Origin of the sequence: Klebsiella sp. K5-306 (genome assembly GCF_051835185.1) — a bacterium.
GTDB lineage: Bacteria > Pseudomonadota > Gammaproteobacteria > Enterobacterales > Enterobacteriaceae > Klebsiella > Klebsiella oxytoca.
On the sequence record NZ_JAIFJY010000003.1, the window covers coordinates 281,705 to 302,303 of the forward strand.

Consider the following 20,599-nt stretch of genomic DNA (forward strand, 5'->3'; position numbering starts at 1 on the left):
CCCCTGTCTGACGTGCCCTGAAGAGGCGAAAGGCAGTATGGCGTTGAATGTTTTTTCAGCGCCATTTTTATTTATGTAGGGCACGGAAATCCCTACGCAAACGTTTTCTTTTTCTGTTAGAATGCGCCCCGAACCGGACGACAGGGCGTAAAATCGTGGGACGTATATGGTCTGGATTGATTACGCCATAATTGCGGTGATTGGTTTTTCCTCACTGGTTAGCCTGATCCGCGGCTTTGTTCGTGAAGCTTTATCGCTGGTAACCTGGGGATGTGCTTTCTTTGTTGCCAGTCATTACTACACTTACCTGGCTGTCTGGTTCACGGGCTTTGAAGACGAACTGGTCCGAAATGGGATTGCTATCGCGATACTGTTTATCGCAACGCTTATCGTCGGCGCTATCGTAAACTTTGTGATAGGTCAGCTGGTGGAGAAAACCGGCCTGTCGGGTACCGACAGGGTCTTAGGGATCTGCTTTGGCGCCCTGCGCGGTGTGCTAATCGTCTCAGCGATTCTGTTCTTTCTCGATAGCTTTACCGGTATGGCGAAAAGCGACGACTGGCAAAAGTCTGAGCTTATCCCGCAGTTCAGTTTCGTTATCAGATGGTTCTTTGACTATCTGCAGAGCTCGTCAAGTTTCTTGCCCAAAGCATAAGCGTTGGGATGTAGCTTAACGAGGAAAAGACGTATGTGCGGTATTGTCGGTATCGCCGGTGTCATGCCGGTAAACCAGTCGATTTATGACGCGTTAACGGTGCTTCAGCATCGTGGCCAGGATGCCGCAGGCATCATCACCATTGATGCGAACAACTGTTTCCGTTTGCGTAAGGCTAACGGACTGGTGAGCGATGTTTTTGAAGCTCGCCATATGCAGCGTATGCAGGGCAATATGGGGATTGGTCACGTTCGTTACCCGACGGCTGGCAGCTCCAGCGCCTCTGAGGCTCAGCCTTTCTACGTCAACTCACCGTATGGTATTACGTTGGCGCACAACGGTAACCTGACCAACGCTCACGAGCTGCGTAAAAAGCTGTTTGAAGAAAAACGCCGCCACATCAACACCACCTCCGATTCCGAAATCCTGCTCAATATCTTTGCCAGCGAGCTGGACAACTTCCGCCACTACCCGCTGGAAGCCGACAATATTTTTGCGGCGATTGCCGCCACCAACCGCCAGATTCGCGGCGCTTACGCCTGCGTGGCGATGATTATCGGTCACGGCATGGTGGCCTTCCGCGACCCGAACGGCATCCGTCCGCTGGTGCTGGGCAAGCGCGATATTGGCGATGGCCGTACCGAGTATATGGTCGCTTCGGAAAGCGTGGCGCTCGATACGCTGGGCTTTGAGTTCCTGCGCGACGTGGCGCCTGGCGAAGCGGTGTATATCACCGAAAAAGGCCAGCTGTTTACTCGCCAGTGCGCGGAAAACCCGGTCAGCAACCCGTGCCTGTTCGAGTACGTGTACTTTGCGCGTCCGGACTCCTTCATCGACAAAATTTCCGTTTACAGCGCCCGCGTCAATATGGGCACGAAGCTGGGCGAGAAAATTGCCCGCGAGTGGGAAGATCTGGATATCGATGTGGTCATTCCCATTCCGGAAACCTCCTGCGATATCGCACTGGAAATCGCCCGCATCCTCGACAAGCCGTACCGTCAGGGGTTTGTTAAAAACCGCTACGTAGGCCGAACCTTCATCATGCCGGGCCAGCAGCTGCGCCGGAAATCGGTGCGGCGTAAGCTTAACGCCAACCGCGCTGAGTTCCGCGATAAGAACGTGCTGTTGGTGGATGATTCCATCGTGCGCGGCACCACCTCTGAGCAGATTATTGAGATGGCGCGCGAAGCCGGGGCGAAGAAAGTCTACCTGGCTTCCGCTGCGCCGGAAATTCGTTTCCCGAACGTGTATGGCATCGATATGCCGACCGCCAATGAGCTGATTGCTCACGGGCGTGAAGTGGATGAGATTCGCCAGATCATCGGTGCGGATGGCCTGATTTTCCAGGATCTGGACGATCTGATTGACGCGGTGCGCGCTGAGAATCCGGATATCCAGCAGTTTGAATGTTCGGTCTTCAACGGTATCTACGTCACTAAAGATGTTGATCAGACCTATCTGGATTTCCTTGACTCTCTGCGCAACGACGACGCAAAAGCGGTTCAGCTGCAGAACGAAGTGGAAAACCTGGAGATGCACAACGAAGGGTAATGCCTTGATTCACTGGAAGCCCGCGGTCCGAAGACTGCGGGCTTTTTGTTTTTAGAGGTCAGGCCTCGTTGATCCAAATTCGCATTTCGCCTTCGCCACGATTGGCCCAGCTAAACCATGGAATAAAGGTTAAGGTCTGTTTCTCTACCGCCGTCTGGCGATGGTCGAAGCTGTAGAGCGGTTTATCCTCCTGGGCGGTCAGTACCCGAAGCCCCTCCGCCTGCAGCACGATTTTTCCTTCTAGCACCCCGGTCCCTGGAATCTCGCGTATCTGACTCGCTTTGGGTAGCGACAGGTTGTGCAGTTCGGCGCCGTTATCAACCTCTTCCAGGCAGTAAACCAGCGGTCCGCGCTGAATGGCGACTTTACCGGCGTTATGGCGAACCAGCGGGTTGGCGTAGACCCGGCGGAGGGTCATCGGCAGGCGCAGCGTAATGATATCCCCCTGCTGCCATTGGCGCGTAATATGCATATAGCCTTTCAGTTGTTCGCCCTGCGCGGCTTCGCCGTTGATGAGCACCTGCGGCGCTTCACACCATTCCGGCAGGCGCAGCGCCAGCGTATGCTGAACGGCCTGCGGGTGGCTGAAAGTGATGTTGACCTCCTCATCCCATGGATAGTTACCGCTGATTTTTAGCGCCAGCGGCTGGTCATTAATGGTGAACTGCGCTTCGCTTCCGGCGTAGAAATTAATAAACAGCGCATCCCGGCGCGGCGTGAACAGGTAGTGCCCGATAGCCACCAACGTGCGGGCGATATTTGGCGGGCAGCAGGCGCAGCCAAACCAGCGCTGGCGAACCGGTTTGATATGGTCGTAAATATGGTTATGCGGAATGCTTTTCGGATAGGTTTCCAGCGGGTTAACATAAAAGAAGTGTTTACCGTCCAGCGCCATCCCGCCGAGTACCGTATTGTAAAAAGCGCGTTCCATCACGTCGGCATAGTGCGCATCGCCTTCCATTTCCAGCATCCGACGGGCGAACATCATCAGGCCAATTGAAGCGCAGCTTTCACCGTAGGCGGTATCGTTGGGCAGATCGTAGTCGCTGGTAAAAGCTTCGCCGATCCCCTGAGAGCCGATTCCTCCGGTGATATACATCCGACGCTGCACCATGTTGTTCCAGATCCGCAGACAGGTCTGACGTTTCTCTTCGTCATTTGTCATACGGGCGATATGCGCCAGGCCGGTCATCAGATAGACCGAACGTACGGCGTGGCCGACCGCTTCGTTCTGTTCAGCGAGCGGTTTGTGCGCATGGGTGTAAGTTTTGTCTTTGATCATTCCTGGCCAGGCGTCGCCCCAACCGATCCAGTGCCGGGTACCGCCGCGTTTTTCGAACTCGATATCGTAATAGTAGGGCTGCTTCCCACGTTCTTCGACGAAGAAGCAGGCCAACGCCTGATAGCGAGGTTCCCGGGTGACTTCATACAGGCGCATCAGCGCCAGTTCGATTTCCGGATGTCCCGGATAGCCGCGAAGCTGTCCGGGGTTAGGCCCGAAGACGGTATCAATGTGGTCGGCAAAGCGGCAGGAGATTTCCAACAGACGACGTTTACCGGTGGCGCGATAAAAAGCGACAGCTGCTTCAAAAAGATGCCCGGCACAGTACAGTTCATGACACTCTGCCAGGTTAGTCCAGCGCTGACCCGGTTCTTTTACGGTATACCAGGTATTGAGATAGCCGTCTTCACACTGCGCTTGCGCCAGCAGTTCGATCACTTCGTCAGCGGTTTGTTCGAGCGTCGCGTCAGGTTTTTGGCTTAACGACCAGGCGACCGCCTCAAGCCATTTGGTGACGTCGCTATCCTGAAAAACCATTCCGTAAAATTGGCCATCCTCTTGTCCCGCAGCAATGCGATAGTTGGCCAGCGCGTGGCTGGGCTCCGCATCGGGAATATTGTCGTTCAGCGCTTGCCACTGATAAGGAATGACGACATCACGAATCAAACGCTGATACTCTCCCAGGAAAGGATCGATAACGGTAATGCGGTTCAGGTCGGCTTCAATTACATCGGACTGCATCATGTTTACCTCAGGAAATTTGGCTATGTCTTTGATTAAGATCGGTGGAGATACGTTTCATCATTGGGCCGTCCAGCCGGCACTTCAGCAGACACAGGGCCAGCACCAGATGGAAAATTGCCGGTATTACGGTTTGCAGCAGGGTGATGCCCTGAATAGACGCGGCAGTTTGATTTTCCAGGCCTGGACGGTACGCGACCAGAATCAGCAACAGGCTGATAATGCCGCCGGATGAGGCCCAGGAGAGCTTGATAAAAAAGAGGTTAAAGGCGAAGTTCATACCGGAGGAACGCACGCCATTCTTCCATTCACCGTAATCATCGGCGAAAGCCATAATCGAGAAGTGCAGCGGCAGGGTGAAACCAAGCACAACGTTGTTGATCAGGATACAGACCAGCCATAGCGTCTGATGCTGTGGGCCGGTGGGCAGGAACCACATCGCCAGGCCGAAAATAACCAGCACCAGGTTAGTGCGGAAGTACAGCGTAACCATGTCGACGCGGCGTGATAGCGGGTTGACGATCACCGCGCCAATAATCGCAGCCACGGTGACGATGGCAAAAAACAGCGACATAAAGCCGGCGCTGCCCTGCAGCGCGTAGGAGATAAAGTACATGTAGCCGCCGCCGCGAATGCACAGAATATTCACCAGCAGGAAGGACATTACCAGCATCAGCAGTAATTGGTCGTTCTTACGCAGCCCTTGCAGATGCTGGCGCAGGGTGAATTTTCCGGCCAGCGACAGCGGAACCCGCTCTTTGACCCAGAAAAAGCAAAGTAAAAACATGATCATACCAACGGCGCACAGCACGGCCACGCCGTACTGGTAGCCTTTAGCCAGATTGCCCTGGCCAAAAAGCTCGACCATCCATGGCAGCCCGACGGAGACCAGAAAGCCGGCGATACCGCTTAAGACAAAGCGCCAGGACTGGCAGGACATTACCTGATCGTGACGGTTGGTCATGGCGTTTATCAGGGCGCAGTAGGGGACGTTATTGGCGGTATAGCCAATAGAGAGCAAAAAATAGGTCCCGAACGCCCAGGCAATTTTCATGTTTGGGCTCATGTCTGGCACGGTAAACGTCAGGATGCCGATAACCGCAAGCGGCACGGCAGTCCAGAGCTGCCACGGGCGAAAGCGGCCCCAGCGGCTGCGGGTTCTGTCAGCAATAACGCCCATAACCGGGTCTGATACCGCATCAAAAATTCTCAGGGTAAAGAACATTGCCCCGACGATGGCCGGGCTGAGGCCGAACACATCGGTGTAGAAAAAAAGCAGGAAGCCGCTGATTAAGTCAGAGATGCAGTGTCCACCGGCATCTCCCAGCCCATAGCCTATTTTTTCGCGGGTGGAGAGCGTTTCGCCCGCATCAACCATCTGCACATTCGTGTCCAGATTATCGACTGTAGCCATAACCAATCCTTATTTGCTAAGCAGAGTGTGAGGGTACACAGGTCATTACGATCTGTTTTTATGTTTTTAGTAAACTTCATACGCTGCCGAGCATAGATCTAACCTTCTCTTTTCGTACATTTTTGACTTTTGTGCTTGTGATATTGATCTTGATTTTTACTATAAATTATTTTTAATGCCGATCTTTATCACATTTATCCGTGAAGGATGCCGGGATTTTTTGCGTTATTCGCTAAGCTGAGCATCATTTTTACGAGAAAAGGTCGAATTAAATGCATTTAGGAATGGATATCGGTGGGACCAAAGTTGAGACTGTCGTGCTGGATGACAAGGGAAAACTGGTCTGGCAGCAGCGCATTGCGACACCGAAAGCCAGTATTGAGCAGTTCTTACAGGGTATCATTGGAGAAGTCCATGCCGCGCAGGATTGGGCAGGCGAAAAGCTAAGCCTGGGATTCGGTTTGCCCGGCGCGATTGACACCGCTACTTGTTTAGTAAAAAATTCAAATATTCAGGTGGTCAATGGGCATCCGCTGCATGATATCCTTAGCGACTATTTTTCCCAGCCGGTGGCTGTCGCAAACGATGCTAACTGTTTCGCGCTGTCGGAAGCGATAGATGGCTGCGGCGCCGGTCATGAAGTGGTGTTTGGGGCGATACTTGGTACCGGATGCGGCGGCGGTGTGGTGGTGCATCAGCGTTTGCTGACCGGGCCGAATGCCTGCAGCGGTGAATGGGGGCATAATCCTTTGCCGCACTATTCCCCGGAACACGATGGGCCTTCGCACTTGTGCTATTGCGGTCAGCATAACTGCGTAGAATCGTTTATCTCTGGCAGCGGGCTGGCCCGACAGTTTCGCTTACATAATGAAGGACGCGGAACCGCTGAAGAACTGGTGTTGAAGATGCGTGAAGGACACCCTCAAGCGCTGGCGCTGTGGCGGCAATTCCGTAATCAGCTGGCGCGCGCCTTCGCAAACGTCGTGAATACGCTCGATCCGGATGTGATAGTGATAGGTGGGGGACTGTCGGGCGTCGATGAGCTGTATAGCGATTTATCGGCTGAAATGGCAAAGTACATATTCGGTGGACGCTGCGTGACGCCGGTTCTGCCGGCAAAGCATGGCGACAGCAGCGGCGTACGCGGCGCAGCATGGGCTGGAGAGCAGGCGCTGCAGGGATAATCAGCGTAAACCCCGTAAAACAGGTGAAAACGAACGGAATGGTAAAAAAGACCAGAATTAAAGATATTGCGGCGGCCTGCGGCGTGTCGATTGCCGCAGTATCAAGAGCGCTAAAAGGGCAGCCGGGGCTTAGCGAGGAGACTCGTCAGCGGATCCTGTCGATAGCGGAAGCCGAAGGCTATGATTTTAGCCGCTTGCGCAACGGTCGCATCAAGCGGCTGCTGTTTTTAATGCACAGGGAACACAATATTGCCAGCGCTCTGCCGTTCTATTCGACCGTCATGCTTGGCGTTGCTGACGCTTGTAGAGAAAATGAAATTGCCATGAGCTTCCAGCCCATTGGTCCGGGAGATTCAGTTGGCGAGTTGATTAATCTCCATCAGCCTGACGCGCTGATCTGCGCGGGTTATCTGGAAGCAGAGATACTGGCGGAGTTGAAAAAAACGGCGCTCCCCGTTGCCCTGGTTGATTTGTGGGCGGCGGATTTTCCCTGTGCCAATCCTGACAACTATCACGGCGGATTTATCGCCACCCGCCACCTGCTTGAACAGGGAAGAAAGCGTATTGCCTTACTCGGCCATTCGCAGCACCATTACAGCATCCGTCAGCGTACTGAAGGCTATCTGCAGGCGCTGTTTGATGCCGGAATTTCTCTGGCCGAGGAGTATCGAGTCGAAGTCCCCCCGGTCAAGGAGATAGAAAAACCGCTGGTAGAAGGCATGGAGAAACTGCTGGCGCTACCGCAGCCGCCGGATGCTATCTTTGCTTATAACGATATGGCGGCGCTGGTGGCGATGAGAGTTTGCGCGCGGAAGGGCATCAAGGTGCCGGATGAGATTGCGATCGTCGGTTTCGATGATATTGAAGCTGCTGCATGGGCCTGGCCGCCGTTAACCACGGTGGCCATTGATAAGCGTGAGCTTGGCCGCGATGCGTTCCGTCTTTTACTCAGCGATGAGGGTGACAGAAACTTGTTGTTGCCGGTGCGGTTAGTGGTTCGTGAGAGTTCATTGCGGTTGCGTCCGCAGGCATAATCCGGCAAAGTCTGCGCCATCGTGTGAAAGGGGCAATCATCGTGAAGCGACTCATTATCGGTATCTCTGGCGCCAGCGGCGCAATTTACGGCGTACGCCTGCTCCAGGTTTTGCGCGAGGTGCCTGATGTCGAAACCCATCTTATTTTAAGCCAGGCCGCCCGTCAGACGCTGGCGCTGGAGACGGACTTCTCCCTGCGCGAGGTGCAGGCGTTGGCCGACGTAGTGCACGATGCCCGTGATATCGCCGCCAGTATCTCTTCCGGCTCTTTTAAAACCGCCGGGATGGTGATTTTGCCATGTTCAATGAAAACGCTTTCCGGCATTGTTCATAGCTATACCGATGGGCTGCTGACCAGAGCGGCGGACGTGGTGCTTAAAGAGCGTCGCCCGCTGGTGCTGTGCGTTCGGGAAACGCCGTTCCACCTCGGTCATCTGCGTCTGCTGGTCCAGGCGGCGGAAATGGGCGCAGTGATTATGCCGCCGGTTCCGGCGTTCTATCATCGTCCTGAAAGCCTTGACGATGTGATCAATCAAACGGTCAATCGCGTTATCGATCAGTTTGATATCTCTCTTCCTGCAGACCTCTTTACCCGCTGGCAGGGCGCGTAGGGCGCACTAACATAGTGCGCTTTCTTCACCTCTGCGCTCCTGCAGTGCAATTTTGTCGCCTCGATCAAATCCTCAACATTTAATTTGTTTTTTTGCGCTACGGCGCTGCGGTTTATCCATTATTGCTGGTATCTTCCCTTTCAAGACAAACTTGCAACCTTTATTTAACAAATTTAACGCCGTTTCCAGCACGCACTGAGAGAATGGCATAAAACGTGCAAGATTTGTCGGCAGCACCAATAACAAGACAACGCATGACATAACAACATCACGACACTTAAGGGTAACCTATGAAGAAGACGGTCCTGGCTTTCTCTTTAATGATGGGCATTTGCAGCGCTTCCAGCGCCTTCGCCGCGCTGCCGCAGAGTATTCGCATTGGCACCGATGCCACCTACGCGCCTTTTTCTTCTAAGGATGCGAAAGGGGATTTCGTGGGTTTTGACATTGATTTGGGTAATGAGCTCTGTTCGCGCATCAAAGTAAAATGTACCTGGGTTGGCAGCGATTTCGACTCCCTGATCCCATCGCTGAAGGCGAAGAAAATCGACGCCATCATCTCTTCGTTATCGATCACCGAAAAACGCCAGCAGGAAATCGCGTTCTCTGACAAGCTCTACGCGGCGGACTCTCGCCTGATTGCCGCCAAAGGCTCACCGATTCAACCGACGCTGGAATCTCTGAAAGGCAAGCACGTCGGCGTTCTGCAGGGCTCCACCCAGGAGGCCTACGGCAATGAACGCTGGCGTAGCCACGGGGTAGACGTCGTGGCTTATCAGAATCAGGACTTAATCTACTCAGACCTCGCTGCGGGCCGCCTGGATGCCGCCTTGCAGGATGAGGTCGCCGCCAGCGAAGGCTTCCTCAAGCAACCAGCCGGTAAAGATTTTGCCTTTGCCGGACCTTCTGTTAAAGACAAAAAATTCTTCGGAGATGGCACCGGTATTGGCCTGCGTAAGGACGATAGCGAACTGAAGGCCGCTTTTGATAAAGCCCTGGCAGAGCTTCGCAAAGACGGCACCTACGACAAAATGGCGAAGAAATACTTCGACTTCAACGTTTACGGTGATTAAGTCGCCCGCTGGCCCGGATTCCGGGCCACGAGTATCTATTTCTGTCTGATATTGGTGCAACGGCGCTTTAAGCGGATCAATTTGGTGCAGGAAATTGCGCACTCTATGTTAAAAAGTGCATAGTTAAGCGTTTCCGATGCGAAAAAATTTGCTTTCCGGCGCAGAATGCTTTGCCTTACCGGGGCGAATAATGGCACGATAACTGCCGTAAGTACTTCTAATAAATCCATTAGAATGACAGTCTGTTGAGGATAGTTATGAAAAAACTGGCGTTGTCTCTCTCCTTAGCGCTGGCCCTTTCCAGCGTTTCCACCGTATTCGCAGCAATTCCGCAAAAAGTCCGCATTGGCACCGATCCTACTTATGCCCCGTTCGAATCAAAGAATGCACAGGGTGAATTGGTTGGTTTTGACATCGATCTGGCAAAAGAGCTGTGTAAGCGCATCAATACGCAATGTACCTTCATTGAGAACCCGCTGGACGCGCTGATCCCTTCTTTAAAAGCGAAGAAGATCGACGCCATTATGTCTTCGCTTTCGATCACCGAAAAACGCCAGCAGGAAATTGCCTTCACCGACAAACTTTACGCGGCTGATTCTCGCCTGGTCGTCAAAAAAGGCAGCGATATCACGCCAGACCTTGCGAAGCTGAAAGGTAAGCGCATTGGCGTTCTGCAGGGCACCACACAAGAAACCTATGGCAATGAACACTGGGCGCCGAAAGGTATTGAAATCGTTTCCTATCAGGGTCAGGACAATATCTATTCCGATTTGACCGCCGGACGTATTGACGCGGCGTTCCAGGATGAAGTTGCCGCCAGCGAAGGCTTCCTCAAACAGCCTATCGGCAAAGATTATCAGTTCGGCGGCCCGTCGATTAAAGACGAGAAGCTGTTTGGCGTCGGCACCGGAATGGGGCTGCGCAAAGAGGATAATGAGCTGCGTGAAGCATTAAATAAAGCCTTTGCCGAGATGCGCCAGGACGGCACCTACGACAAGCTGGCGAAGAAATATTTCGATTTTAACGTGTACGGCGACTAACCATCCCGCGTACCCCATCGCGCGTGACTTAGCGCGCGATGGTTGATGACAGACAGGGCAGACAGCATGCTGTACGGTTTTTCTCAGGTTATTTTTCAGGGCGCGCTGGTCACCCTTGAGCTGGCGTTAAGCTCGGTCGTTCTGGCAGTGCTTATCGGCCTGGCAGGCGCGGGGGCGAAGCTTTCCAGTAATCGTCCGCTGGCGCTGATTTTTGAAGGCTATACCACCTTAATTCGCGGCGTACCCGATCTGGTGCTGATGCTGCTGATTTTCTACGGGTTGCAGATCGCGCTCAACGCGCTGACCGATGCGCTTGGCCTCGCGCAGTTTGATATCGACCCCATGGTCGCGGGGATTATCACTCTGGGCTTTATTTACGGCGCTTACTTCACCGAAACCTTTCGCGGCGCCTTCCTGGCGGTACCGAAGGGACATATTGAAGCGGCAACGGCCTTCGGCTTCAGCGGCGGGCAGACCTTTCGCCGCATTCTGTTTCCGGCAATGATGCGCTATGCGCTGCCCGGAATTGGCAATAACTGGCAGGTGATCCTCAAAGCGACTGCACTGGTCTCATTGCTGGGGCTGGAAGATGTGGTTAAGGCAACTCAGCTGGCGGGTAAAAGCACCTGGGAGCCTTTCTACTTCGCTATCGTCTGCGGCCTGATTTATCTGGTGTTTACCACGGTTTCCAATGGTGTGCTGCTGATGCTCGAACGCCGTTATTCTGTTGGCGTGAAGAGGGCTGACCTGTGATTGATATTATTCAGGAGTACTGGAAATCTCTGCTGTGGACCGACGGCTATCGCTTCACCGGCGTAGCGATTACGCTCTGGCTGCTGATCTCTTCAGTCGTGATGGGCGGCATACTCGCGGTTTTTCTTGCCATAGGCCGGGTATCGAGCAACAAATTTATCCAGTTCCCAATCTGGCTTTTCACCTATATCTTTCGCGGTACCCCGCTGTATGTGCAGCTGCTGGTGTTCTATTCCGGTATGTACACGCTGGAGATCGTCAAAGGTACAGAACTGCTGAACGCCTTCTTTCGTAGCGGTCTGAACTGTACGGTACTGGCGTTGACGCTGAATACCTGCGCTTATACCACGGAGATTTTTGCCGGAGCGATTCGTTCAGTGCCGGCGGGAGAGATCGAAGCCGCCCGCGCGTACGGTTTTTCTGCGGTCAAAATGTATCGCTGCATTATTTTGCCTTCCGCGCTGCGTATTGCTCTGCCTGCCTACAGCAACGAAGTGATCCTGATGCTGCATTCCACCGCGCTGGCCTTTACCGCCACGGTGCCGGATCTGCTGAAAATTGCCCGTGATATCAACTCGGCAACCTACCAGCCGTTTACCGCTTTTGGCATTGCCGCAGTTCTGTATTTAATTATCTCCTATGTGCTGATTAGCTTATTCCGCAGGGCGGAAAAGCGCTGGCTGCAGCATATCAAACCTTCTTCGACGCATTGAGAACGCCATGTCCGACAATAAATTAAATGTAATCGATCTGCATAAACGTTACGGCGAACACGAGGTGCTGAAAGGCGTTTCGCTGCGGGCGAAAGCCGGGGACGTGATCAGTATTATTGGCTCATCCGGTTCCGGTAAAAGCACCTTTCTGCGCTGCATTAACTTTCTTGAAAAGCCCAGCGAAGGGACGATTGTGGTTAACGGGCAGAACATTGGTCTGGTTCGTGATAAAGACGGTCAGCTCAAGGTGTCGGATAAGAACCAACTGCGTCTGCTGCGGACTCGCCTGACGATGGTGTTCCAGCATTTCAATCTCTGGAGCCATATGACGGTGCTGGAAAACGTGATGGAAGCGCCGATTCAGGTTCTGGGCCTGAGCAAACAGGAAGCGCGCGAGCGGGCGGTGAAATATCTGGCGAAGGTGGGGATTGACGAACGCCAGCAGATTAAATATCCGGTGCATCTCTCCGGCGGCCAGCAGCAGCGCGTGTCCATCGCCCGCGCGCTGGCGATGGAACCCGATGTGCTGCTGTTTGATGAACCGACGTCGGCGCTTGATCCTGAACTGGTGGGCGAAGTGTTGCGCATTATGCAGCAGCTGGCGGAAGAGGGGAAAACCATGGTCGTGGTCACCCATGAGATGGGTTTTGCGCGCCACGTCTCCTCTCACGTAATCTTCCTGCATCAGGGCAAGATAGAAGAAGAGGGGCACCCTGACGAAGTCTTCGGTAATCCGAAAAGCCAGCGCCTGCAGCAGTTCCTGAAAGGCTCTTTAAAGTAATTCCTGTCCTGCCCCCGGCGGAATACTCTCCGTCGGGGCGGCTAACGCTCCAGCCGATATACCCAGTCGTCGTAATCAATTCCGTTCAGGCGATAGGCTTTTTCGAGCACCTGAATGCGGATAAAACCGTGTTTTTCCAGCAGACGAGAGGAACCAGCGTTACTGCCCAGCACCCAGGCATTGATGGCGTGAACGCCGAGCTGCTGAAAACCGTAGTCGCAAATCGCTTTTAGCGCTTCGCTGGCGTACCCTTTCCCCTGAGCTTCGGGCAGGAGTGCGTATCCGACATCCGCTTCGTGCGGGTTTTTACTGCTGATGCGCAGCCCGATATCGCCTATTGCCGCGCCGCTGGCATCACGTAAAACGAATACGCCAGGGTCTGCGCAGCGGGACTCAAACAGCGTCCGCAGCGCCGGCTCCTCAAGAAGCTCTCCCATATAGCGCATCACTTCGGGATCTCGCCGTAAGCGCAGAAACAAAGGCCAGTCGGATGCGTTAAACCCAGAGAGACGCAGGCGCGGAGTGGTGAGTGTTATCATAAAGCAGTCCATACAAGTGGATTATTCCGCCACCTTAACACCATAAAGCCGCGGAATGTTTATACCTTTAAGCAACCGTCGGTGAAGCCTGGCGCTGACTTTCCAGCCCGCTAAGATAGTGCAACACGGTTTTGCTCTCCCGCGTAGCCCTCAGCTGCAGCGCCAGATTGAGATCGTCCAGCACCTCGGCGTGGGCGACCAGCGCTGAGTCTTCAGCAAGTCGTCCCTCCGTTACCAGCCAGCCAACGATGGTTTTCCAGCGCCATAGCGGCGAATTGCCTTTAACGCGCTGCACCGGTCCCGGAAACTGGCCCGAGCCTCGCGCGCCATCTTTCAATAAGGCGACGGCCTGTCGCGTCAGGCCGGTGAGTTCGGCAATATCGCTTAATCCTACCAGCGCGGAATCGACGGATTCGACTCGCGCATTCAGAGCCGGAGCGGATTCGATATCAGCAATGGCTGACAGAATAGCCTGCTCAAGAGAGTCTCTTTCGCGATCGAACTCCAGATAGACCGCCGTTCCGTAAAAACAGACCAGGGCGTCAGCGCAGCCTGCGGCATGCAGTGCATCTTCCAGACCCACGGTACGAGAAGTTACGCCGGAGAGGGTGAGCGTAAAATTATACAGCGCCATTGTTTAATCCTTCTTGTGGTTAATCTGACCCGAGGCAGGCGGCTGGCAGCGGTCGACCATTCTGATAATTTGCCTGGCGTGGTTAATGGGTACCGCAGGCGTTGACCAGATGCTCATCATATGTTCCCGGTGCCGGGCCGTCCCACACATCAACCTGCCAAAACAGTGAGCGCTTTTGCCGCCAGTGATAAAAATCCAGCCCCGTGCCAGCGCGTAGTCAATAGCTGCTCTGATATGTTTATCCGGATGTTCCTTCATCAATTCATCCTGGTAATATTGAATAAGTTGTTGACGAATGTCAACGGTGTGGTGGTGTTAAATTACACACAGGGGTTATGGCAGAGTGAAAGACATATCACTGGAATAAGATTCACAGTTAAGGCGACAGAGGAATGGTGATTTTTGCGCGCTGCGAGGCGGGTTCAACAAATTAATTAATCAGGGAGAGCGATACTCTCCCTGAGAGACCTGGACTACCGCAGCACGTCGGCCAGCGCCTCTTCCAGATCGTACCAACGAAAGCCAAATCCGGCCGCTTCCAGGCGTTTAGGCAGCGCGCGCTGGCCGCCGAGTACCAGAACGGAAGATTCTCCCATCAGCAGACGAATAGCCGCCGCCGGGACGCGGAAAATCGCCGGACGGTTTAGCGCATGGCCCAGCGCATGAGCGAACTGCTCGTTACGAACCGGGTAAGGGGAAACCATATTAAACGGCCCGCGCAGGTCGTTATCAAGCAGCCACAGTATACCGTTGACCATATCGTCGATGTGGATCCAGGCCAGATACTGTCTGCCGCTGCCGATAGGGCCGCCGAGGCCAAGCTTAAAGGCGGGCGCCATTTTGGCCAGAATGCCGCCTCGCGGCGCCAGCACCACCCCGGTACGCAGCAGGCATACGCGGGTGCGATCGCTCTGCGCTTCGCAGGCAATCTGCTCCCAGCGGGCGCAAAGCTTGTGGGTAAACTCATTATGCGGCGGCTCTTCTTCGGTGACGACAACTTCGCCGAGATCGCCATAATAGCCGGCGGCTGAACCGCTAATCAGCACCGCGGGCGGCGCGTCGCTGGCGTTGATTAGGGTGACCAGCTTTTGGGTGATATCCCAACGGCTGTGGCAGAGGCGCTGCTTCTGCTCCGCCGTCCAGCGTTTATCGGCGATAGGTTCGCCTGCCAGATTGATGACGGCATCAAAACCGTTAAGATTCACCTGATGCTCAAAATCGCGCCACAGAGTGACGCGAGAATCGAGGCGGTTTTTCGCCTTTTCAGGGCTGCGGGTTGAAACCGTTACGCGATGCCCCAGCTCCAGCAGCCGGGGTATCAGATGCCGGCCAATCAGGCCGGTACCGCCAGTAAGCAGAACGTTCATAGCGCCTCCCGAAGATGCATCTAGCGCCGCCAGCTCATCGTCATGGAGACGGAATCGGCGTAGCGCAGTGCATGCAGTTTGTCGATCTCTACTTCAGCATATGTGACCCAGTGATGTTCGCGTGCGATGTCGAGCACATCCTGAGTTAATTTTTCCAGTAGAGAAAAGCGGTTATTTTCGATATGACTAATAATGCGCTTAGTAATGGTGCGGTAGTTCAGCGCATCGTTAATATCTTCGCTGTTGCGTGATTTCTCCGCCGGATAGTGGATAGCGACGTTGACCACCACATCCTGGCGGTTGGCGATCTCTTCCTCTTTAATTCCGATAAAAGTACGCAGGCGCAGGTTCTTAATTCGAATAATGGCGTCTGGTTGAGACATTGCAGGCTTCCTCCGGGTAGTAATTTCCGCCATCATACATCAAAGCTTCCCGGCCGAGCAGGGGGTTACCAGGCTTCTGTTTTCAGAAGCGCCTCAACGGTCGCCGGGCGATGACGAATGCGTTCAAACCAGTTGTGAACCGCCGGAAAACTGGCGAGGTCGATGCGCTGGCGCTGATGGGCATTCACCCACGGCCAGCAGGCGATATCGGCGATACTGTAGTGGTTGCCGCCCAGCCAGGGGCTCTCGCCAAGGCGCCGGTTGAGCACGCCGTACAGCCGCTGAGTTTCAACCTGATAGCGCTCGATGGCATAGGGTACCGCCTGTGGGGCGCAGTGGTTAAAGTGGTGGTTTTGCCCGAGCATCGGCCCTAAACCGCCGACCTGCCAGAATAACCACTGGAGCGTAGCGTGGCGCTCGCGGAGCTCACCGCTCAGTAACTTGCCGCTTTTTTCTGCAAGGTAGAGCAGGATTGCTCCGGACTCAAACAGGTTTAACGGGCCACCGCCGTCGGCGGGTTCATGGTCAACGATCGCCGGGATCTTGTTATTTGGCGAAATCGCAAGGTAGGAGGGTTGGAACTGCTCCCCTTTGCCGATATCCACCCGGATGAGACGATAGGCCAACTGAGCTTCTTCGAGGAAGAGCGTGATTTTGTGGCCATTGGGAGTGGGTGCGTAGTAAAGATCGATCATGAAAATCCCTCGCCGTTACGGGTCGCAAACTTTTCGAGTATAGGTGAACTGACGTTATCCGGCAGGCTAACCGAATCCGGGATGATTTTTGCCAGGCAAGTTCACCGCAATTAAGTATGTAAGATCCTCAAGGCGACGGTCAGTGACATCTTCTGAAAGACAGGCTATGTTGGCTTATCGCCCCATTACATTAGCCATTGAGGATGCTATGAGCCAGTCCGCGATTACCCTGTGGTCCGACGCCGATTTTTTCTCGCCCTATGTGATGTCCGTGTACGTTGCCCTGCAGGAAAAGAGCCTGCCTTTTACTCTAAAAACCGTCGATCTCGACAGCGGCGAGCATCTGCAAAGCGGCTGGAAAGGCTACAGCGTGACGCGGCGCGTACCGCTGCTGGAGGTCGGTGAGTTCTTCCTGAGCGAATCCTCCGCGATTACCGAATATCTCGATGAACGCTTCGCGCCTCCGGAGTGGGAGAGGCTGTATCCGCATGACCTGCAAAAGCGCGCGCGGGCGCGTCAGGTGCAGGCCTGGCTGCGTAGCGATTTAATGCCGATTCGTGAAGAACGCTCGACGGCCGTGGTTTTTGCCGGAGAAAAGAAACCGCCGCTCAGCGAAGCCGGGAAAAAAAGCGCCGGCAAGCTGTTTGAAACGGCTGGCGTTCTGCTATCCCATGGCGGGCAGAATTTATTTGGCGAATGGTCTATAGCCGATACCGATCTTGCGCTGATGCTCAATCGTCTGGTTCTGAACGGCGATGAGGTTCCGACCGCGCTGGCTGATTATGCCACCTTCCAGTGGCAGCGAGCGTCAGTCCAGCGCTACGTCGCACTCTCAGCCAAACGAGCGGGCTGATAAGCGTCAGCGGTTCCGTTATCATAGCGGCATCGTAATGCGTGGAGATGAATTGTATGAAGCTGATGTTTGCCTCGGATATCCATGGCTCTCTACCTGCAGCCGAACGCGTGCTTGAGCTGTTCGCGCGAAGCGGGGCGCAGTGGCTGGTTATTCTCGGTGATGTGCTGAATCACGGACCGCGTAACGCGCTTCCTGAAGGTTATGCCCCGGCCCAGGTCGCAGAGGCGTTAAACCGCGTAGCGGAGCGGGTGATTGCCGTTCGCGGCAACTGCGACAGCGAAGTCGATCAGATGCTGCTCCATTTCCCCATAACCGCCCCCTGGCAGCAGGTTTTGAGCGAGCGAACCCGCCTGTTTCTCACTCACGGACATCTGTACAGCCCCGATAATTTGCCTCCACTCGCCGCTGGCGATGTGCTGGCTTACGGCCATACTCATATTCCGGTAGCCGAGAAACGCGGCGAGATTTTTCTCTTCAATCCCGGCTCGGTCAGCATCCCTAAAGGGGGATTTACCGCCAGCTACGGTCTTCTGAACGAGGGGCGATTGCAGGTTTTAGCACTCGATGATCATCAGGTTATTGCAGAGGTCGCAATTTACCCGTAATTTACCCCTCAATCGTATAGACGCGCCGCGAGAGCGCTTTAAAAAGTAAGGTTTCCTGATGGCGGAACAGAATCATTTGGCAAGCACAGAATGGGTCGATATTGTTAATGAAAACAACGAGGTGATAGCACAATCCAGCCGCGAACAAATGCGCGCGGAGTGTCTGCGTCATCGCGCGACCTACATTGTTGTTCATGATGGGATGGGCAAAATCCTGGTGCAGCGTCGTACCGAAACGAAAGATTTCCAGCCGGGCATGCTGGACGCCACCGCCGGTGGCGTAGTGCAGGCTGATGAGCAAATGCTGGAGTCCGCGCGCCGCGAGGCGGAAGAAGAGCTCGGCATTGCCGGCGTGCCCTTCGCTGACCACGGGCAGTTCTACTACGAAGATAAGCACTGCCGCGTCTGGGGCGGTCTGTTTAGCTGCGTATCGCACGGACCGTTCGCGCTGCAAGAAGAAGAAGTGAGCGAAGTGTGCTGGCTGACGCCGGAAGAGATCACCGCCCGCTGCGATGAATTCACTCCGGATTCATTAAAAGCGCTGGCGCTGTGGATGACCCGCAATGCCAACAATGAGCCAACAAAAGCCGAAAAACAGGAAGAGGCGGAATAGCCTTTAGCAGCTATCCCGCATGCATAAACTGGACGCGATGGGTTTCCTGTCGCTCCAGTTTCCCTCATTAAAACGCTCCAGAAGGGCTCGCCCGGCTTCTATACCAATCTTGTGGTGCGGCACAGCCATGGTCGTTAACGGCGGCTGGCACACCCGACTCACGTCACTGTCGCCAAAGCCGACGACGGCTAAATCATCAGGCACCTTGATACGCCGACGCTGGCACTCATACAGCGCCCCGCATGCCAGCTCATCGGAAACGCAGACCAGCGCATCGAGTTCTGGCCATGCCAGCAAAAACTCCGGCAGCTGCGAAGCGCCGGTGGAAAAGTTGGCCGGTAGCGCAGCGTTAATCACCCGGTTAGGCGACATATGATGGCGCAGCATGGCCTTGTACCACCCCTGCAAATGCTGCTGAAAAATCCACTGTTCCTGATTGGCGCACAGTAGACCGATATTCTGATAGCCGCGGTGAATGAGCATCTCCGTCAGCTCGAACATCGCCGCTACGTTATCAATGCCGATATTCATGTCGATAGGATCGGCGCGCATCGCCCCCATTTCCACCACCGGAATCGAGGCGTTTTGCAGCCAGTGGCGTACGGTATCGCTATGTTCAACGCTAAGCAGAATGGCGGCGGCGATATTCGAAGCCAGCAGCGTTTCCAGCAACTTTTCTTCCTGCTCAAGACGGTGCTGCGATTCCGCGAGCATGATTTGATAACCCGCCGGCTGTAGTACCTGCTGAAGCCCGGCAAACATCGCTGAGCAGCCCGCCTCCGCCAGATTGGGGACCACCATCGCGATAGTTCTTGAAGAGGCTGATGCCAGGGCGCTGGCGGCGAGGTTAGGCATATACCCGAGTTCTTGCACCGCCGCTTCGATTTTTTCACGGAGTTTATCGGAAACTTGTTCCGGCGTGCGAAGCGCGCGGGATACGGTCATGGTTCCCACACCTGCCAGCTGAGCAACATCGGCGATCGTCACTTTACCGGTACTACGCCGTTTTCGGGTTAGAGACATACATATTCCTGCTAAACAGACGTTTTTTATTTTCATCCATTACTTCACGTGTCAGGGAGTATACGCCTTAACCGGGGCTTTTTGCTGCGTTTTCACAGGATGATTGTGAATTGATAGCGCTATCACAAATCTGAATGTTCCTTTTTGGTAGCGCTATCTTTGTGATCGTTCTCGCAGATAACTCTTCCCTGCTTGCATAAAGTTTGCCCATCTTTTGCTAAAAGACGGGGGATAAAATGCTCAACACATGGCTCTCTGATGCCACCATTGCGCTGCGGCAGAACGTAGACAGCTGGCCCCAGGCGCTGGATATCTGCGCCCGGCCGCTGCTCGAGGCCGGCGTTATCGAACCTGCTTACGTGAAGGCGATCGTGGAGCAGCATCGCAGGCTGGGGCCGTATTACGTGCTGGCGCCGGGACTGGCGATGCCGCATGCGCGGCCAGAGGAGGGGGCAAAGGGCTTAGGACTATCGCTGTTGAAACTGGAACAGGGCGTATCGTTTGGCTCAGAGGAGTTCGACCCGGTTGATATTATCATTATGCTTGCGGCACCGGATAAACATAGCCATCTCGAAATGATCTCGGCTCTGGCGGAATTATTTTCCAGCGATGAAGATATGCATCAATTACATCAGGCAACCGGCCTTGAGGAGATTAAAAAAATCATCGCACGCTTCTGAGTTAATTTAAACATCCGACTTATCGGACATTACGCGCCTGCGTGATGCGGACCTACTCTACCCAAAAAAGGTGATAACAATGAAAATTATGGCAATTTGCGGTTCTGGCCTGGGCAGCAGTTTTATGGTTGAAATGAATATTAAAAAAGTGCTTAAAAAGCTCGAAATCGAGGCCGAGGTAGAGCACTCCGATCTGTCGTCGGCAACTCCTGGCGCGGCGGATCTGTTTGTGATGGCGAAAGATATTGCTGCCAGCGCCAGCGTACCGGAAAGCCAGCTGGTGGTGATTACTAACATCATCGATATTAATGAACTCGAAGCGCAGCTGCGCGCGTGGTTCGCCAGACAATAACTATTTATAGCGAGGTGGAT

At 54.3% G+C, this 20,599-nt stretch carries 24 protein-coding genes; 15 read left to right on the plus strand and 9 right to left on the minus strand.

The features are described from left to right. Nucleotides 1-166: 166 nt before the first annotated feature. Entirely contained in the window at nt 167-655 is a 489-nt protein-coding gene (gene cvpA / locus K2184_RS07125; RefSeq protein WP_142448116.1) for a colicin V production protein, read from the plus strand. 33 nt (nt 656-688) lie between these two features. Continuing rightward, the gene (purF, locus tag K2184_RS07130; protein WP_004104140.1) at nt 689-2,206 is read left to right on the plus strand and encodes an amidophosphoribosyltransferase; all 1,518 of its coding nucleotides are present in this window, start codon (nt 689-691) and stop codon (nt 2,204-2,206) included. 58 nt (nt 2,207-2,264) lie between these two features. Here the strand turns inward: purF and K2184_RS07135 are convergent, their stop codons facing one another. Next, a complete protein-coding gene (locus K2184_RS07135; protein ID WP_049591742.1) occupies nt 2,265-4,232 on the minus strand; it encodes a glycoside hydrolase family 127 protein in 1,968 nt (655 codons plus the stop codon). 7 nt (nt 4,233-4,239) lie between these two features. Then, complete coding sequence (locus K2184_RS07140) at nt 4,240-5,643, minus strand: MFS transporter (RefSeq protein ID WP_126489388.1); 1,404 nt, start codon at nt 5,641-5,643, stop codon at nt 4,240-4,242. Nucleotides 5,644-5,915: 272 nt separating this feature from the next. Between K2184_RS07140 and K2184_RS07145 the strand changes: the two genes are divergently transcribed. The 8 genes from K2184_RS07145 to hisP all read left to right on the plus strand — a co-directional run bounded on the left by K2184_RS07145 (nt 5,916) and on the right by hisP (nt 12,832). Then, the gene (locus K2184_RS07145; protein WP_016808383.1) at nt 5,916-6,827 is read left to right on the plus strand and encodes an ROK family protein; all 912 of its coding nucleotides are present in this window, start codon (nt 5,916-5,918) and stop codon (nt 6,825-6,827) included. A 38-nt stretch (nt 6,828-6,865) separates the two neighbouring features. Further along, nucleotides 6,866-7,861 (plus strand): LacI family DNA-binding transcriptional regulator, encoded by a 996-nt coding sequence (locus tag K2184_RS07150; protein ID WP_004104128.1) that lies wholly within the window; start codon nt 6,866-6,868, stop codon nt 7,859-7,861. 41 nt (nt 7,862-7,902) lie between these two features. Then, a complete protein-coding gene (locus tag K2184_RS07155) occupies nt 7,903-8,472 on the plus strand; it encodes a UbiX family flavin prenyltransferase (protein WP_004104126.1) in 570 nt (189 codons plus the stop codon). 290 nt (nt 8,473-8,762) lie between these two features. Beyond that, complete coding sequence (gene argT / locus K2184_RS07160) at nt 8,763-9,545, plus strand: lysine/arginine/ornithine ABC transporter substrate-binding protein ArgT (protein ID WP_004104124.1); 783 nt, start codon at nt 8,763-8,765, stop codon at nt 9,543-9,545. A gap of 257 nt (nt 9,546-9,802) precedes the next feature. Further along, nucleotides 9,803-10,585, plus strand: coding sequence for a histidine ABC transporter substrate-binding protein HisJ (gene hisJ, locus K2184_RS07165; protein ID WP_023321376.1), 783 nt, complete (start codon nt 9,803-9,805; stop codon nt 10,583-10,585). Nucleotides 10,586-10,651: 66 nt separating this feature from the next. Continuing rightward, a complete protein-coding gene (locus tag K2184_RS07170) occupies nt 10,652-11,338 on the plus strand; it encodes a histidine ABC transporter permease HisQ (protein WP_004104120.1) in 687 nt (228 codons plus the stop codon). Beyond that, the gene (hisM, locus tag K2184_RS07175; RefSeq protein ID WP_004104118.1) at nt 11,335-12,051 is read left to right on the plus strand and encodes a histidine ABC transporter permease HisM; all 717 of its coding nucleotides are present in this window, start codon (nt 11,335-11,337) and stop codon (nt 12,049-12,051) included. Before K2184_RS07170 ends, hisM begins: the two co-directional genes overlap by 4 nt. Before the next feature lie 7 nt (nt 12,052-12,058). After that, nucleotides 12,059-12,832, plus strand: coding sequence for a histidine ABC transporter ATP-binding protein HisP (hisP, locus tag K2184_RS07180; protein ID WP_004104116.1), 774 nt, complete (start codon nt 12,059-12,061; stop codon nt 12,830-12,832). Between the two features lie 41 nt (nt 12,833-12,873). Here the strand turns inward: hisP and K2184_RS07185 are convergent, their stop codons facing one another. The 6 genes from K2184_RS07185 to yfcG form a co-directional block, all read right to left on the minus strand. Further along, a complete protein-coding gene (locus K2184_RS07185; RefSeq protein WP_163525179.1) occupies nt 12,874-13,371 on the minus strand; it encodes a GNAT family N-acetyltransferase in 498 nt (165 codons plus the stop codon). Between the two features lie 67 nt (nt 13,372-13,438). Further along, entirely contained in the window at nt 13,439-14,005 is a 567-nt protein-coding gene (locus K2184_RS07190) for a hypothetical protein (RefSeq protein WP_004104113.1), read from the minus strand. A 3-nt stretch (nt 14,006-14,008) separates the two neighbouring features. Next, complete coding sequence (locus tag K2184_RS07195) at nt 14,009-14,263, minus strand: hypothetical protein (protein WP_004114258.1); 255 nt, start codon at nt 14,261-14,263, stop codon at nt 14,009-14,011. A gap of 215 nt (nt 14,264-14,478) precedes the next feature. Further along, entirely contained in the window at nt 14,479-15,372 is an 894-nt protein-coding gene (locus tag K2184_RS07200) for a TIGR01777 family oxidoreductase (protein WP_004104109.1), read from the minus strand. A 20-nt stretch (nt 15,373-15,392) separates the two neighbouring features. Next, nucleotides 15,393-15,755 carry a dihydroneopterin triphosphate 2'-epimerase gene (folX, locus tag K2184_RS07205; RefSeq protein ID WP_004104107.1) on the minus strand — a complete coding sequence of 121 codons (363 nt, stop codon included), beginning with the start codon at nt 15,753-15,755 and terminating at the stop codon, nt 15,393-15,395. A 65-nt stretch (nt 15,756-15,820) separates the two neighbouring features. Continuing rightward, entirely contained in the window at nt 15,821-16,450 is a 630-nt protein-coding gene (gene yfcG, locus K2184_RS07210) for a GSH-dependent disulfide bond oxidoreductase (RefSeq protein WP_004104106.1), read from the minus strand. 208 nt (nt 16,451-16,658) lie between these two features. Here yfcG and yfcF point away from each other — a divergent pair, with 208 nt between their 5' ends. The 3 genes from yfcF to yfcD are packed head-to-tail and all read left to right on the plus strand — an operon-like array spanning nt 16,659 to nt 18,524. Further along, nucleotides 16,659-17,303 carry a glutathione transferase gene (gene yfcF / locus K2184_RS07215; protein WP_004104105.1) on the plus strand — a complete coding sequence of 215 codons (645 nt, stop codon included), beginning with the start codon at nt 16,659-16,661 and terminating at the stop codon, nt 17,301-17,303. 56 nt (nt 17,304-17,359) lie between these two features. Further along, nucleotides 17,360-17,911 carry a phosphodiesterase gene (yfcE, locus tag K2184_RS07220; RefSeq protein ID WP_004104104.1) on the plus strand — a complete coding sequence of 184 codons (552 nt, stop codon included), beginning with the start codon at nt 17,360-17,362 and terminating at the stop codon, nt 17,909-17,911. Between the two features lie 58 nt (nt 17,912-17,969). Next, nucleotides 17,970-18,524, plus strand: coding sequence for an NUDIX hydrolase YfcD (yfcD, locus tag K2184_RS07225; protein ID WP_004104103.1), 555 nt, complete (start codon nt 17,970-17,972; stop codon nt 18,522-18,524). Between the two features lie 3 nt (nt 18,525-18,527). Here the strand turns inward: yfcD and K2184_RS07230 are convergent, their stop codons facing one another. Next, nucleotides 18,528-19,547 carry a LacI family DNA-binding transcriptional regulator gene (locus K2184_RS07230; protein WP_004104102.1) on the minus strand — a complete coding sequence of 340 codons (1,020 nt, stop codon included), beginning with the start codon at nt 19,545-19,547 and terminating at the stop codon, nt 18,528-18,530. Between the two features lie 236 nt (nt 19,548-19,783). On the opposite strand from K2184_RS07230, the gene K2184_RS07235 reads away from it, so the two are divergent. Together K2184_RS07235 and K2184_RS07240 are read left to right on the plus strand one after the other, a co-directional pair. Next, nucleotides 19,784-20,227, plus strand: coding sequence for a PTS sugar transporter subunit IIA (locus tag K2184_RS07235; protein ID WP_142448123.1), 444 nt, complete (start codon nt 19,784-19,786; stop codon nt 20,225-20,227). 79 nt (nt 20,228-20,306) lie between these two features. Then, entirely contained in the window at nt 20,307-20,579 is a 273-nt protein-coding gene (locus tag K2184_RS07240; RefSeq protein ID WP_004104098.1) for a PTS sugar transporter subunit IIB, read from the plus strand. Nucleotides 20,580-20,599 lie beyond the last annotated feature (20 nt).